The organism is Phosphitispora sp. TUW77 (genome assembly GCF_048453025.1).
Taxonomy (GTDB): Bacteria; Bacillota; Thermincolia; order Thermincolales; family UBA2595; genus Phosphitispora.
Window position 1 is genome coordinate 1,500,151 of sequence record NZ_CP156677.1, and the last position, 15,376, is coordinate 1,515,526.

Below are 15,376 nucleotides of genomic sequence, written 5' to 3' on the forward strand. Positions count from 1 at the left end.
CTTATGTCTAAGTATTCATGCTCCCTTTGGAAATATGTTTTAAATTTTTGTTTAATATTAGGGAGTATGGTTTTCTATCATGGTTTCTGCATCTATCAGGGAATCAGCTATTTCTGCAATAGTTTCTTCTATTAATTCGTTGTTTAAATCCAGGAGTTCAGTGGCGAATCCGTCAAAAGGATAAAGCATACCATCCCCGCCCAGCCCTATCCCCATAGACATGCTGGCAGCATCAGCAACATGAATTATAGAGGTTAGTTTGGGATTATACTTTGCCAGCGCCGGTGTATGATGATTAGCTATTGCTTCAACCAACTCAAAAGGCAGGTTCCATTTTTCAGCTACCGTAGAACCAATAACAGCATGGTCGAAACCTAGTATCTGCTGTTCTGCCAACATAAACGGAATATTTTCCGCTGCCACCTTAGAAATAACATCTTCAAATTTTTGGGTCATATACGTATTTAGAATAAGTTTCCCTATGTCATGCAGCAATCCAGCCACAAATGCTTGGTCTGGAAATTCATAACCAATTTTCTTCGAAAGAGATCTGCCTATCAGGGCAGTTGACATGGAATGCTTCCACAATTCACCCTTTGGTAAAAAGTATCCCTGAACCTCTCTGTCCATCACATTGTATACCGAAGCAGCCATCACCAGGTTCCTGACTGTACTAAAGCCCAAAATCAGCAGGGCTTCAGTGATTCCAAATATACGCCGCGCAAATCCGTAATAAACTGAGTTCGCCATCCGCAGCACCTTTGCTGTAAGTACCTGGTCCTGTGTAATAATGTCTGATAGTTGATTTAAAGAAGTATCAGGCTTGCTGGTTAGTTCAAGCACTCTGTATGTTACATGCGGTAAAGCCGGCAACTCCTCTACCTTTTGAACAACATCATCTAGAGACAACTCCGCCACTATAATCAATCCTTTCAATATATGGTGTTAATTATCTTGAACTGTATTTTCTTTCGATTAACATCCTATAGTTTCTAAGTTCTTCACTAACCTTAAATAATACCCGCTCAATATCAACCTTGGTTAAAACAACGTTTTCCGGTTGAATTATTTCTATTTTCCTGAATTCCTCCCTGGCAATAAACTTGATTACATCTTCCAGGCTATCAACAGTCACGGTTAGGATAACAGGCGCAAATGCCATCTGGGCATTAATAAATTCATCGAATACAATATATACATCGCTGCTCATATCAACTTCTTCAATGACAATACCCTGCATGGGAACATTCCGCAGTGTCTGAACCTGTTGTTCCCTATTTTCCTCAGCTACTTCCTCGGTACTTTTGCCCCCGAAAAAAAACTTACCTGGTTTTTGCATACCTTTATAATCAAGTCTAATCTTAACTCTGATTGCGGTATTGACTACTTCATCACCAATACTTGTCCTAACCATTATGGTTCCCCTTTCAAAATCCCCAATTTTTGTACTTTTTCGCCAATCTTCTTAAAATTCCTTCTGATACTCTCTGAAAAGTAATCGGTTAACTCTTATTCCCATATTATTTCATTACTTCCGCACTCATAACACGTGTCAAAAAACTCTTCAGGGAACTCCCAAGCCTCCTGAACCTGGTCAAGATTATTAATAAGGGAATCCATTTCTGTAATATGTCCCTGTTGATCAAAATTTCCTATTAATCCTGACACCAATCCGTTTGCAGCAGGGGTTACGGATGGAATAGCGGAACACCCAAAACTAAATGAATTTCCGCACTTGGCGCATTTTGGCACAACTACCACTCCTTAAGCATTTTAACAATATCATTAAACAACCTCTCTTTTTATATGCATAAATGTTTCAATAAAATCAATAAAAATGGAGCAAAACAATTGACAAGCCCTTTAGACCATGGAATTAGTAAGGAGAGGCAGCAGCCTCTCCTTACTGTTAACCTGATTTTCATATCAACATAGTTCTTGGGTCAGGTGAAATTAAGTTAATTATTTTATATTTAAGAAGGTAAAAATTTATTTTATCCCGAAAACTGTTAATACTATTAGGGCCTTCTCTTTATCTTTTTAGGAAGGGGGATTTTCATGGAATTGCTTACACCAACTATTGGAATTTATTTGTTTATATTTTTTGCCCGTGTTTTTGATATGACTCTGGATGTATTAAGAATCTTGATGCTTATGCGTGACCGCCGTGTATTAGCAGCATTTATTGGATTTTGTGAAGTTACTGTTTTCGTTATAGCCTTGAACCAAGTGCTTACCGGAGGATTAAACGATATCGGCAAAGTTATCGCATATGCCGGCGGGTTCGCCACCGGCAATTATTTCGGCAGCTTAATAGAACATAGGCTTGCTATTGGGTATGTTTCACTACAGATTTTCCCTCAGCACTGCCAGTGCAGCCTCATTGCTGAAGGTCTCAGAAACCGTGGGTTTGGAGTAACCAAAGTTGAGGGTGAGGGACGTCAAGGTAAACGGACCATACTATTTGCATCCCTTAAGAGGAAAGACCTCAAACTTGCAGTTAAAATTCTTGATGAAATATCACCAGATGTATTTTTTACTGTTTCAGATGCTAAAAATATTCACGGCGGCACTTTCCCAATGAAAAGAAAGGGTTATTAATCTTCCAGGGCAATACTCAGTTCGATTAATCCTATGTCAGTTTTTAAGGGTATCTGTATCCTTCTACGCTTCAGTGTAGAAATATTGGCCTTCTGCCCATACAGCAGCATTGGTGGAGTAATGTCAGAGTTATAACCTATTTTTTCAAGATTGACCAGTGCCCTTCCGGCAATAATGTTGGACAATTCCGCAATTCCGCTGATAACTATATCATTAAAAGAATCAATCGAATCCCGCAGCATTATCTCAACAAGGTTTATTGCTGTTCTTATCGGTGTGCCAATCAAAAAAGTACCCTTAACATCCCCAATTATGTTTATGATTACAGTTATTTCCTGGGTAGTCCATTTGGAAGAAGCCAGGGACAATTTCCCTCTTATTCCTGTTAGACCCGTTTCCATTTCCAGTATTTCTTTTGCCGAAACAAGAAATGGATTTATAATTTCTGCTTTCAATGAACTTCCCCCTTCCGGTAACAATCATGGAGCTTATCATCAATACTTTGCTGCAATTGGCATCCTCCTGCCAATTCCAAATGCTTTTGTAGTTACTTTAATACCTGGTGCAGCTTGTTTTCTTTTGTATTCGTTTCTGTTAACTGTTCTAATTACCCAGTACACTGTTTCACTATCATAGCCTTTTTGAATAATATCTTCGGCAGAACAGCCTTCGTCCAAATAATAACTCAAAATTCCGTCAAGAATATCATATGGCGGCAAAGTATCTTGATCCAACTGATCAGGCCTTAATTCGGCTGATGGTGGTTTGGTGATTGTCTCCTCAGGGATAATTTCTTTTTCCCGGTTAATAAATCGCGCCAGGTCGTAAACAACTGTTTTAGGAACATCAGATATTGGGCTAAGGCCGCCGCACATGTCGCCATAAAGAGTACAGTAACCCACGGCCATTTCACTTTTGTTTCCGGTAGACAACAACAGATATCCATACTTGTTGGAAAGTGCCATAGTTATATTGCCACGAATGCGGGCCTGTATATTTTCTTCAGTAATATCAGGCTCTACACCATGAAAATGCTCCTCAAGAGACCCCAGGTATGATGAATAAATGCCGGAAACAGGAATCACTTTAAACTCAATTCCAAGGTTTTCGGCCAGCCTCCGTGAATCCTCAACACTGCCTGTGGAAGAATAAGGTGACGGCATGGTAACACCTATTACATTTTCTTTTCCTACTGCTTCCACAGCCAGGCAGCAGGTAACAGCAGAATCAATTCCCCCTGACAACCCCAGAACTACTTTTTTAAACCCGCATTTTTTCATATAATCACTGATTCCAGTAACTAAAGCGCCATATATGGAAGCAGTCCTATTCATCGGAGTATAAAATTTCGAGCTTCCGATTGCTTCAGTATCCACAACTGCCAGTTCTTCTTTAAATGCTGGAAGTACTTTAACCGGTTCGCCATTTTTATCAACACACATGCTTCTACCGTCAAAAACCAGCTCATCATTACCTCCAACCTGGTTAACGTACAAAAACGGCACCCCGTGTTTTCGCGCATGGCTGCTGATAATCCGAAAACGCAGCTCTTCTTTGCCCACATGAAAAGGTGAAGCTGAGATATTAATTAATAAGGTAGCCCCCTGTTTAACAAGTTCCTCTATTGGGTCATATCCGTAATTCCCGATATCACACATACCCTGTTCATTCCACGCATCCTCACACACCGAAATGCCCAAGGTTTCACCTTTGAATTTCACTGTTCCCACTGCAGAAGCCGGTTCAAAATATCTGGCTTCATCAAAAACATCATAAGTTGGAAGGAGTGATTTATGCTGGCTAAACAAGGTTTTTCCATTATATATAAGTAATGCAGAGTTATATAGCGCCTTCCCTTTTGTCTTGCTGCTGCATGTAGGAACTCCAAACAAAATCCCTGTTTTAGGGTAAGCCTTTGATAAGCATATTACCCTAGCCACTGCTTCCTCAGTTCTATTTATAAACCACTGTCTTTCCAAGAGGTCCCTGGGAGGATAACCTACCAAAAAAAGCTCCGGAAATACAACCAGGTCATTTGTTTCCTTATCACAGCCAGCCAGAGTTTCGGTTAGCTTATTTATATTCCCCTCAATATCCCCAACGGTTGGATTAATTTGTGCAATAATTACCTTCATCACTTTGCCTCCACGAGTTTTAACGTCAGATAAAGTTAAAAACTCCACCTGACGTTAAATATTTACTATTAGTAATTTATCTTTTAATTATATCAAACTTTAAGATAAAATTGTATAATTTGAGAAAAATTTTGTAGAATTTGACATTAAATTGATATATTACTTTTATTATTGATCCCGCTTGTCTGGTGTTGAATACATATCATCATACATGTCTCCATGAATAGTTACATAGTCTTCCCGGCAGATTCTTAATCCCGTTTTCCCTACACTGTCGATATTTACTACCACAGAGTACCTTCCATCTATCGTGTCTGTTTCAACATAATGTTTCCTTTCCCATGCCTGTGTTCCATCCGAAAAAGTGTGGTTTGTCTCCGGCAGCGCCCAAGTCACCTTCTGCCCGCCGGAAATACCGAAAATAGGTTCCAGTTCGACTATTTCAACCGAGTTATTTGTAGTATCCCAAAACTCTGCCCTGACTGACCGGGGTCCGAACAGAATCCCGCCCTTCGGTATTGCGGTATTATGAATGCCGTCAGGAACTTTTGTTTCATAATCTGTCCAATAAATTGTTTCAACTTCAAGCTCAAAACCATAGCCTGCCCTGGTTACTTTGTTGGGGTCAAGCCCATTTTCCTGAGCCCACGGGATAATCTCCCAACTGCCCCTGCTTTCCCTGTCTTCCGGCTGAGGGTTTGCCGGGTCTGTCTGCACCCCTTGTTTTGTATTCAGTTTAATATCTATTGCAAGATTTTCTTGATAAGTTACTTTCCTGGTAGCCCACTTATGCTTATTATCATCCGTATGCCCTGTAATTACCCGGTAGTTTTCTGTCCATGTTCCGGAGGTTTTGTTTGACTGAGAATCACATGCAGTTGGCGGAAGACCGCGTTCCTTAATATAAACAGTTTTAACTCCCGTATTATTGTTTAGGTTGACATCTTTAAGCAGTTTTTCAGGGTCAGCAACAACCTTTAATTCAATACTGCCAGCCTGCTGTGGAGCTGTCCAATTAAATGACCGGTCTGCCGAACCCCCTTCTTCCAAACTGATAATTTCTGTCCGCAGCTTTGCTCCTCCCGCATAATAACTTACCTGAAACGTTTCCGCACCAGTCCCAAAGTTGCTTATACTTACTGTAGCCATCTGGTTTGACCCGGTAATTACCGGGCATTGCTGGCGGATTTCTCCAACAGCTATATCTGTTTTTCTGGAATTGATAGTGGTAATTTTTTGGTTGTTGCTCCAATTGATATCTTTTTCAGTTGGTTCCAGAGGCCAAATCTCTGCTTCCAGCTTACTGTCTCCGGCCTGACCGTGTATGGTGAATGAAAATGACTTTATTTCTCCAGGGTTGAAGGTAATCTCGGTATCATTAACTTCCGTTATCGGCCAGCCGTTATGGGTTAATCCAAGTCTGGCTTTAACCGGCTTGTCAAAGGTATCATACAGTCCAAAAGAAACTGTGCCTGTATACTCTTGACCTTCTTCTGTTTCCACAGTACCGGGATTCAGTTCCTGAACAAAATTATCCGGAAGCCTTTTTACGGCAATCGGGACAACCGCCACATTGTCTTCGAACCTGTTCCCATCTGTGCCCTCATAATAAAGCCATTGTGCCGGCGGGTAGTTTATAGCTGCCACCAGCTCCTTAGTATCAGCCATGGCAATCCAATTAAATGTTGCCGTCACTTCTGTATCCGGTTCAGTAAATATCACAGCTTGTCCTTTTGGCCCTGACGGTACATAAGGCCATAAGCTGAGAGGTCCGCTAATGCTCCCGGAACCGGATTGATATTTCAGGACTGTATCCCATTCCCCGCTGTTCAAACGATGTTCACCAGCAACAAAAACCCTGGTCTGATCCACCGGGAAAGTTGAGAGCAGTGTATCAATACCAAAAGTTATTGTTGCAGTATATGTTTCTCCCGGCTCTGCAGCATATATCTCGGCAGCAGCATTACCATCACCAACCATTTCCTTGGAGCATCCAGGATCAAAATCCTTGACATAGAAATTCGGCATCCATAAATGGAATTTAGATGGCGCCAAGGGAATTGTGCGGTACAATATTTCTCCGTTTTTGATGTGCCAGGCCCGGCCTACCCCCCAGCCGTAGTAGGTGGGTGGCTGAAGGATATGTACGTAATCGGTCCAGGTTAGTTCCGGGTCGCCTCTGAATTCAGATGTATGCTTTTCCTGAAGCCCTTTGACTATGTTAGGAAGGAACTTGGGGTCACCATCCCAGGGGCTTTTATGAATAAGGGGTTCTCCTTTTTGCTTGAGCTTCAGATTAACCAAACTGCTTGTCCAGGGATTGGCTATCCAATTATTGTCATCTAACATGGCCCCAGTGCTAATGGGAACATCATACGGCCAATCTATATTTGTAATATATTCTTCTAAAGCGTTAATTCCCAAATACCTGTATACTCCATTAATACAATCACCGTGTTCCTGCCCCCAGACCAGCATATGTTCATCTTCCGGGTACTTAATCAACCTGATTTGGGAAAAATCAGGTTCTGCATCAGGGAGAGTGTTTACAAAATAATTCCATCCCAAAAAAGCATTGTCATCTTCAATACAGCCATCAATATGTGCCGGGGGCACCTGTGATGGGATGTACCTAATATACTCATTGGCAAGGGATGGCCCGGCAAAAAGCATACTGATTAATAGTAAGATGAGCAGACAAGTTTTTTTGTTCAACATATCACACCCCCGGGAGATAAATAAGTATATATATCCATGCTTCGCCAGATAAGGAGCCTACTCTAATTTCCTGATTGTTAATCTGCCAGGACCTGTCAGGCAAGTCATTAAACCTATCTTTTTTGCTGAAAACATATTCGGTTATTTCACTTGCGGACCTTTCGCCGAATTTACTAGCCAATAATGCATACAGGTCATCTTGTTGTGAATCCATGTCTTTATACATCAGAACCAGAATTTCTATGTCAACATCATTGGGGTTTTTCATAACTTCGGGAATATCAATGTCTAGATCTGTCTCCTCAGGCAGCAAATAACCATTGTCCAGCACAATTATCACAGTCCTTGTTGTGCTGTCCCAATTAACTGTACACCCCAATGCTTCGGCCACAAACCTGACAGGCACCATAGTTCTGCCCGGCGGCAGGATAACAGGCACTGTATCCATTGTTTTGCTTTTATTGTTGACAATATAGTTTTGTTTGCCTGCCCACAAGCAAACCATATTTTCTCTGCGTTTTACGGTCACTTCTTTTCTTTCTTGGTCCCAGCTCACTTCCGAACCCAGAGCTTCAGCTACAAACCGTATCGGGACCATTGTCCGGTTGTTTGAATCAATATAAGGCTTGACATCACATTCGATTTTGCTGCCATTTACAGTAACCGTTATTTCCTTTGAGGCAGCCTGTACCAATGTAGGTGTTGCCAGCAAACATACTAAAACTGCAAATAATAACACAACTTTCTTCAAATATCTCCACTCTCCAATCATTTTTGTTTCTATTCGTTCATAACAGACATATTATATTATACCATTTTTGTTAATATTATCCAATATATTTTCTTCAATATCCAGACCACATAATAAAATACGAACTATAAAATGAAAAAATGGCTAGAGAAATTAGTTCCTAGCCATTTTTGTCAACAAGCCCCATAAGTGGGATGTTCCCTTTTTGATGGGCGGGAATCTGGTGAGTCATTACACCGGTTTTCCGCACTGGCGTCGGAGGTTTCTAACCTTGCTCCTGGCAAAGTTATAGACTAAACCGCCAATTCGGCACCTGCCTCAATGGCGGCTCCGCCATCCGTTGCTCCGGTCCGTGACTTCGCTTAGCAGAGGTGCGATAAGACTCCTCACGACGCCAGTTCAAGGAAACCCTTGTGCAACACCTCACCCAGCTTCCCGGACCTTTCTTAAAGTTGCATCCCTCTCATAGGACCATCAAAAGCAGGAAAAGAAAAATCATTGCTTTGAAGCCATATGATATGAATCAGCTGTCCTTGCCCATGAGTCATTATCCAGTATATTAGCAAAAGTCAGCTATCAAATAAAGCTTCAAGAAAATCCGGCTCTGCCAGGTAGGCTCCTGTCTTCCGGTCCTGCCTGAGCCGGACCACCAAGTTTCTGCGGTCATTGTACGGACCGTCTCTAAAAGATACCGACACCAAAGCCTGATAAACCATATATTTGTTTTCATTAAGATTAAACACACTAACCCCAATTAAGTTCTCAAGTTTATCCCTATCCGCTCCTTCAAGAGATGTCAGCATCATCCGGGCTGATTGCCAATCCCTTTGGTCTATTGCCGTAAACAGCAGGAGTATGATTTCTGACGGACCAGCTTCCTGAAGCATTTCATCCAGCTTGCCTGAGGCTTTATAATACATCATCCGGCAAGCCATAGAATCATCTTTATTGAGGTCACAGCTTAAAGGCAGCCTAAGGTCAAAACACCCACTTTCTCCATTCTGCAGGTGAGGCATTCCAGTAAGGACGGCTGCAAACTTAACCTCCCCGTCCCGGACTACAACTGCCCGTTTCTTCCAGCTCCAGTTCCCGCCAAATATTTCCCTGATAATATTGCTGTCGTTTTCAGATATAGGCTGGATGTCAGCGTGACTGTAACCGCCTTTCCGTACTGCCATAAAACTCTTTTTTGAATCCAAGTCACATATCTTCACTTTTTCACCAGGCAAGAAATGCTGCTGTACTTTATCCCAGTCCAGTAATTCCCCATAAGGGCTTCTCAGCCTGAGTTCCCTTGCAGCTATATTCAATAAACCATGCAGTTCAGCAGATGGTTTCAGACACCTGCCGCCCACAATATCATAAATAACCTCAGGGGAGGCAAAACTATAAACCTTAGTCTCCTTTTGGCTAAAGAGTTTCATTATAATTACGTCCTCCGGAGCTGCCCCCTTTATCTCAGAAGCATCTTTAACCCCCCGTGCAATTCTCTTGATTACATCACTTTCAGTAATTTCCCATGATGACTCAAATTCCGGTGAAATGAACTGGACTTTTGTAACCTTGACCCAACGCAAATAAAATATGCCAAGTACTACTAATAATATAATAAATGCTAACTGTATAAAGATTTTTCTGGTATCAATATAATATACTTTGGGCCTGCCCATCCAAATTACCCCCATACCTATTAACCGGCTGCTTTTTAAAATTACGGCCGGCTAAAACAAGTATATTTTTATCAGCCCAAAGTATGCCTTTCATTTAACCGATTTTATTAACTTACTTATTTCCTCTTTAGTGAGATGGCGAAATTTACCTTCTTCCAGTCCGTCAAGCCTGAGAAACCCCATAGAAACCCGCTTCAGTTCCAAAACCGGGTGCCCGACCGTTTCACACATCCTCCTTATTTGACGGTTGCGCCCTTCATAAATGGTAATTTCCAAAACACCATTATTTCCTTTTTTGCGGACCAGCCGAACCTTGGCCGGTGCAGTTATTCCATCTGCCAGGCGCAAGCCCTTGGCAAACCGGTTCAGCTTGTCCCTATCGGGAACACCTTTAACTGTTACTACATATGTCTTTCCCAATTCGTGCTTCGGATGGGTCAACCCATAAGTAACATCTCCGTCATTAGTAAGTAAAAGCAAGCCTTCAGTATCAAAGTCAAGCCTGCCAACAGGATACACCCTCTGCTCAATACCTGTCAAAAGGTCCGTAACCTTGGGCCTACCCTGTGGGTCCTTTAATGTAGTAACATACCCTTTAGGTTTATTTAGCATTAAATAAACCTTCTTTTCAGGCTTTGTGATTAATTTCCCCCTGACCTGAATCTTATCATTATCAGGGTCTATCTTTACACCCATTTCGGTAACGATTTCTCCATTAACCTTAACCATGCCCCTGGCTATCAGTTCTTCACAAGACCTCCGGGAGGCAACACCTGCACGAGCAAGATATTTCTGCAAACGTTCCACTGAAAACACCTACTTTTCCATAGTTGTTATAAATTGCAACAAGTTTACTTTATTATACTGTACAAACATAATTTATGAAAGTAAGGGTTGTATGATGCTTACCTAAATACAATATTACATACTATTACTGAAGCTATAAAGCCGGTGATATCTGCAGACAATCCGGAAAATACGGCATACCTGTACCTAATTATCCCTACTGACCCAAAATACAGTGTCAAAACAAAGAAAGTAGTATCCGTACTGCCCTGCAAAGTTGAAGCAAGTTTCCCAATAAAACTGTCTGGTCCGTAGGTCTTAATGAGTTCTGCCGTTATACCAAGGGCCCCGCCTCCTGAAAGGGGCCTCATAATCCCCAGTGGTAAGACTTCAGCAGGAATACTTAATAGTTCCGTTACCGGCGAAACCAATTTCACAAACAGTGCCATAGCTCCGGATGACCTGAAAACACTTATGGCCACAAACATGGCAACCAAAAAAGGAATTGTTTTTACCGCCGTAGCAAACCCCTCTTGGGCACCCTCAATAAATGATTCATAAACATTTACCTTCCTGAACAAAGCAAAAACGGTAATTACGAAAAGGAGAACAGGTATTGCCCATTTTGCAGCCAAAGTAATTATGTTCATAAACATCTGTTGCCACCTCCATCCTTGCGCCTGTATAACCCTCTCAAAACCCTGTCAACAACAACAGCGACAAACATTGCACATGATGTGGCAAAAATAGTTGTTCCTACTATTTCTGTCGGATTTGCTGAACCCGCCTGAATCCTAATACCAATAATTGTTGCCGGAATCACCGTAATACATGAAGTGTTTAAGGCCAGAAATGTGCACATTGCCTCACTGGCAGTCTTAGGGTCGGATTTATTGAGCTTCTGTAATTCTTTCATGGCTATCAAACCCATTGGAGTAGCCGCATTGCCCAATCCAAGTACATTAGCGCTAAGGTTCATGATAATAGCACCCATTGCCGGATGGTCCCTCGGCACTGTCGGGAACAGGAATCTAGTGATAGGTTTAACTATATTAGCAAGTATCTTAACCATTCCTGCATCCTCCGCCACCTTCATTATTCCCAGCCAAAAAGCCATGATGGCAATCAACCCCAGAGCAAAATCAACTGCCCACTCAGCCCCTTTAAGGGCTGCAGTGGTAACAGCATCTATATTTCCATTAACGGCGGCAACCACAATACCAGTTAACAACATTGCTACCCAAATAATGTTGACCATGCTTCCTCCAAAACAAAAACATTTTTTAGTCTGCACTTTGTCCCTATTATATTGATAATTATGTATATGCAAAAAAAAATAGAACTTCTGCAGTTCTTGTTCAATTACTCCCTGTTTCTTTTATTGAAAATATCCGGTCAAGCCCAGTTTTCGCACTTTTTCTCTGATTGCCTTCCGGTTTGTTATGTACATGCCCTTATCTACCATTGATTTAAAATATACCGAACCCGAAAAAGTATATTTTTGCTGCAAACCTTCTTCAGTTCTAATTTCCTTGTGCATAAAAGAAATTATATCTCCCACAGCCAATTCTGATGGCAAAATACGCAGGGCCATACCTTTTGCAAGCCTTACCGCATTATTTCCAGCCAGCATCCCGGTAACAATGGCCTCAGTATGCCCAACCAGGGGACCGGTTTTTTCCCCGGCACATAAAAGGTTTTTTATACCATTTACCCTAAGGTAGTCATCACAAGGAGCCATTGCCATAAACCTAACAGAATTTCCCTGGCCACCGGAATATGGATCTGCATATCTGGCTTCCCGAAACCCTTCCAGTTCTCTTAAGCTTTCAATAGGGAAAAAAGGAGTCATTAATTTGGCATGGCCTGTATCAAGAATTATAAGATTTGCAGAGTATTCTTCCATGGCATATTGCTGGCAGGCCTTTTTTCGAAGAGAATCCTTTTTGTGATAATGTTCAGGAAGCGGGATGATAATAATTCCATTGCGGTCAAGTTCTTTCACAAGACTTTTATTGAGGGATTTCTTGTCAAGCTTACAGGAGCCGCTCATGGCTTCGAACTGGTGGGTACTTTCCCCTGCCTTGATTTCCTTTACTCCGGCTAAAGCAGTCAAACTAACTCTGGGCCCAAAAGAAGGGCAGCGAAGAATGCACATGGCACAACCTGTCCCGTATTTTATACAATTATGCATCGGCCCGGCTGTCCCGGTTGCATCAATAAAAACATCCCCAGGTATCACCTCATTTTTTGAAGTGACCACATGCTCTATTTCTTGATTATGTACTGAGGCACTGTTAATCAGGGCCTTAAATAAAATTTTAACACCTTGTTCTTCCAAGCACCTGCGGACTACCCTTTCAATGCGCTGCACATCGTACAACATTGCATGACTGTGTCCCGGAAAATTAATATCCCTGTGCCTGGCTACTGATTCAATAACTCTGAAGATATCACCTCCGCCTAAGGCGATGGCTTCTTCTGCAGCCGTATAACGTCCATTATTTCTTATTATTCCCCCGACCAAGCCGGTACCAAGTAAAAGGTCGGTTTTTTCCACAAGAATAACTTCTGCCCCCGCCTTTGATGCAAAATAAGCTGATGCACATCCTGCCCAGCCTCCTCCGGCAACAACAACCTTCACGTCTGAGTCCTCCTTTCTACCGGTTGACTCAAAAGCAAATTACCGTTCTCACCATTATATGCGGCAGCTTATAATAAATTAACAATATTCACGTTGTTCCTGGGTTCTTTTATCCCTCTTAAATATTGACTGCAGTTGTGACATTAACTGTGGAGCGACATCAATTATTCTGTCAACCACGGCATTGCCGTCAACAGGCATCAGCCTAATCTGTCCCTGTCCAACTACCAGAAAACCAACCGGCTGTACCGACACACCGGCACCGCTTCCTCCGCCAAACGGCATTGTAATACCATTCTCCTTTTGAGTACTGCCACTGCCGGTTCCATTATCGTGCTGCCTGACATCTGATTCAAACTCACCACCACCGGCAGCAAATCCACAGGCTACTTTGGACACAGGTATTATTACACTGCCGTCAGGAGTTTCAACCGGATTACCCACAATTGTATTTACATCTACCATTTCTTTAATACTTTCCATTGCTGTTTTCATTAGCCCTTCTATGGGATGCTCAGCCATTTATATCCTCCCCCTATGGCGTTTATGAATAATTCTGCATTTAGCAAAATTTAATCCTGCAACAATAATATTGCCTATTCGCAAATCAAATATGCAATGAAATTCTACTCTGAAACAAGTATCGCAATAACATGGGAGTACTGAGAAAACCGGTGCATTATCTGTTCTGACATTCCTTCTGATAATACCATATCCCATACCTTTGACCGCCCATAGAAAACCTGCGGCAATCCCGGTATAAGCGGGATCTCCCACACCAATTTCTGTTTTCCAGCTTAATTGACGAAGCCTCACCGACTTAATTAAATGTTTTACTGCTTTGCGGTAACGCTCCAAGTACTCAAAAGCCCATTTGACATTTCTTGGCAAATGAAGCAGCAGCTCAGCCAACGGGACTTCGAAAAACCTTCCCTTATTTTCTGTAGAGGGTGAAACCCCCTCTGCTTCTGTTTTCACTTTCACCATTGGCTGTAAAGGCTTATTGTTTATTTCAAACACCGGCATTTCAGCCTTATATCTTATAATCCCTTTGAATACGGATATTTCTATTTTTAAATGGTCATTTTTCTTTTTACGCACAAAACTAATTTCGCAGCTCACCTTGATGAAGAGCGCCGCGAATAAAACAAGCAAAATCACCGCAAAAATAAAATAGCCGGTCATAGAACAATCACCCTGTTGGAAATATTTCTCACTACAGGTTGTATTTTGTCTATTTTGTCCGGCTGATATACTTAATATATGATAATCGTTTTAACTATCATCTGTTCATTCGGATTTATCAGTCATTACCTAAAAAAGAGCCGATAATATTTTCTGCTTTTACTTTTGTTCCACCTTCGTTTCTTGTCCCTCCGGCAGCTGCTGCAATACGGTCTGCCATCCTGGAGAAAGGCAGGGTCTGCAAGTAAACCAGCCCCGGTCCCGTAACCCGGGTCAAGAAAATGCCTTCCCCGCCAAACAAAGCATTTTTAAAACCGCCAATAAACTGAATGTCATAATCGACTGAGGTTGAAAACCCAACCAAACACCCGGTATCTACTCTAAGGGTTTCTCCTGCTGCCAGGGTTTTTTCAATAATGGTACCACCTGAATGAATAAATGCCATACCATCACCGGACAATTTTTGCAGAATAAAACCCTCGCCTCCGAACAGCCCGGCTCCCAGTCTTTTGGTGAAAGCTACCTCAATATCAATCCCCTTAGCAGCACACAGGAAGCTGTCTTTTTGACAAAGGAAGGCACCGCCAAGCTTATCCAGGTCAAGAGGAACTATTTTTCCGGGATAAGGAGCTGCAAAACCAACCCTTGACTTTTGTGAGCTGTTGTTCATAAAAGTTGTAATAAAAAAACTCTCACCTGTTATCATTCTCTTGAAACCGCTGAACAGCCCGCCTCCGGTACCTGTCTGCATTTCAATACCGTCTTCCATATACATCATCATCCCGGCTTCGGCACGCACCCCTTCTTTAGGGTCAAGTTCAATTTCAACCATCTGCATGTCATCACCGTAAACCTTGTAATCAATCACATCAGCCATTTTAATATA

Annotated in this window: 16 protein-coding genes; 1 reads left to right on the plus strand and 15 read right to left on the minus strand. The window is 41.9% G+C overall.

Translation table 11 applies throughout. The features are described from left to right. Nucleotides 1-57 precede the first annotated feature (57 nt). The 3 genes from ABFY19_RS07100 to ABFY19_RS07110 all read right to left on the minus strand — a co-directional run bounded on the left by ABFY19_RS07100 (nt 58) and on the right by ABFY19_RS07110 (nt 1,752). Nucleotides 58-918: an HDOD domain-containing protein gene (locus ABFY19_RS07100; RefSeq protein ID WP_418789963.1), complete on the minus strand. Its 861-nt coding sequence runs from the start codon at nt 916-918 to the stop codon at nt 58-60. A 31-nt stretch (nt 919-949) separates the two neighbouring features. Further along, nucleotides 950-1,414, minus strand: a complete 465-nt coding sequence (locus tag ABFY19_RS07105; protein ID WP_418789964.1) for a hypothetical protein — start codon at nt 1,412-1,414, stop codon at nt 950-952. A 95-nt stretch (nt 1,415-1,509) separates the two neighbouring features. Continuing rightward, nucleotides 1,510-1,752 (minus strand): hypothetical protein, encoded by a 243-nt coding sequence (locus ABFY19_RS07110; RefSeq protein WP_418789965.1) that lies wholly within the window; start codon nt 1,750-1,752, stop codon nt 1,510-1,512. Between the two features lie 306 nt (nt 1,753-2,058). Here ABFY19_RS07110 and ABFY19_RS07115 point away from each other — a divergent pair, with 306 nt between their 5' ends. After that, nucleotides 2,059-2,601: a DUF2179 domain-containing protein gene (locus ABFY19_RS07115; protein ID WP_418789966.1), complete on the plus strand. Its 543-nt coding sequence runs from the start codon at nt 2,059-2,061 to the stop codon at nt 2,599-2,601. On the opposite strand, the gene ABFY19_RS07120 is transcribed toward ABFY19_RS07115, so the two are convergent. From ABFY19_RS07120 to ABFY19_RS07175, 12 genes are all read right to left on the minus strand, one after another. Continuing rightward, nucleotides 2,598-3,056 carry a chemotaxis protein CheX gene (locus tag ABFY19_RS07120; RefSeq protein ID WP_418789967.1) on the minus strand — a complete coding sequence of 153 codons (459 nt, stop codon included), beginning with the start codon at nt 3,054-3,056 and terminating at the stop codon, nt 2,598-2,600. The two genes, ABFY19_RS07115 and ABFY19_RS07120, sit on opposite strands and share 4 nt — an antisense overlap. A 39-nt stretch (nt 3,057-3,095) precedes the next feature. After that, entirely contained in the window at nt 3,096-4,736 is a 1,641-nt protein-coding gene (locus ABFY19_RS07125) for an NAD+ synthase (protein WP_418789968.1), read from the minus strand. Between the two features lie 168 nt (nt 4,737-4,904). Beyond that, entirely contained in the window at nt 4,905-7,454 is a 2,550-nt protein-coding gene (locus ABFY19_RS07130) for an Athe_2463 domain-containing protein (RefSeq protein WP_418789969.1), read from the minus strand. Between the two features lies 1 nt (nt 7,455). Next, nucleotides 7,456-8,205, minus strand: a complete 750-nt coding sequence (locus tag ABFY19_RS07135; protein ID WP_418789970.1) for a copper amine oxidase N-terminal domain-containing protein — start codon at nt 8,203-8,205, stop codon at nt 7,456-7,458. 569 nt (nt 8,206-8,774) lie between these two features. Beyond that, nucleotides 8,775-9,875, minus strand: coding sequence for a hypothetical protein (locus ABFY19_RS07140; protein WP_418789971.1), 1,101 nt, complete (start codon nt 9,873-9,875; stop codon nt 8,775-8,777). Nucleotides 9,876-9,965: 90 nt separating this feature from the next. Next, the gene (locus tag ABFY19_RS07145; RefSeq protein WP_418789972.1) at nt 9,966-10,682 is read right to left on the minus strand and encodes a pseudouridine synthase; all 717 of its coding nucleotides are present in this window, start codon (nt 10,680-10,682) and stop codon (nt 9,966-9,968) included. Between the two features lie 98 nt (nt 10,683-10,780). After that, nucleotides 10,781-11,317, minus strand: a complete 537-nt coding sequence (locus ABFY19_RS07150; protein ID WP_418789973.1) for a spore maturation protein — start codon at nt 11,315-11,317, stop codon at nt 10,781-10,783. Continuing rightward, nucleotides 11,308-11,919 carry a nucleoside recognition domain-containing protein gene (locus ABFY19_RS07155; protein WP_418789974.1) on the minus strand — a complete coding sequence of 204 codons (612 nt, stop codon included), beginning with the start codon at nt 11,917-11,919 and terminating at the stop codon, nt 11,308-11,310. The genes ABFY19_RS07150 and ABFY19_RS07155 overlap by 10 nt, the downstream gene beginning before the upstream one ends. A 120-nt stretch (nt 11,920-12,039) precedes the next feature. Further along, entirely contained in the window at nt 12,040-13,305 is a 1,266-nt protein-coding gene (locus ABFY19_RS07160) for an FAD-dependent oxidoreductase (RefSeq protein WP_418789975.1), read from the minus strand. Between the two features lie 78 nt (nt 13,306-13,383). After that, a complete protein-coding gene (ytfJ, locus tag ABFY19_RS07165) occupies nt 13,384-13,827 on the minus strand; it encodes a GerW family sporulation protein (protein WP_418789976.1) in 444 nt (147 codons plus the stop codon). Continuing rightward, nucleotides 13,828-14,490 (minus strand): DUF2953 domain-containing protein, encoded by a 663-nt coding sequence (locus tag ABFY19_RS07170; RefSeq protein WP_418789977.1) that lies wholly within the window; start codon nt 14,488-14,490, stop codon nt 13,828-13,830. Between the two features lie 118 nt (nt 14,491-14,608). Beyond that, nucleotides 14,609-15,367, minus strand: coding sequence for a TIGR00266 family protein (locus ABFY19_RS07175; protein WP_418789978.1), 759 nt, complete (start codon nt 15,365-15,367; stop codon nt 14,609-14,611). Nucleotides 15,368-15,376 lie beyond the last annotated feature (9 nt).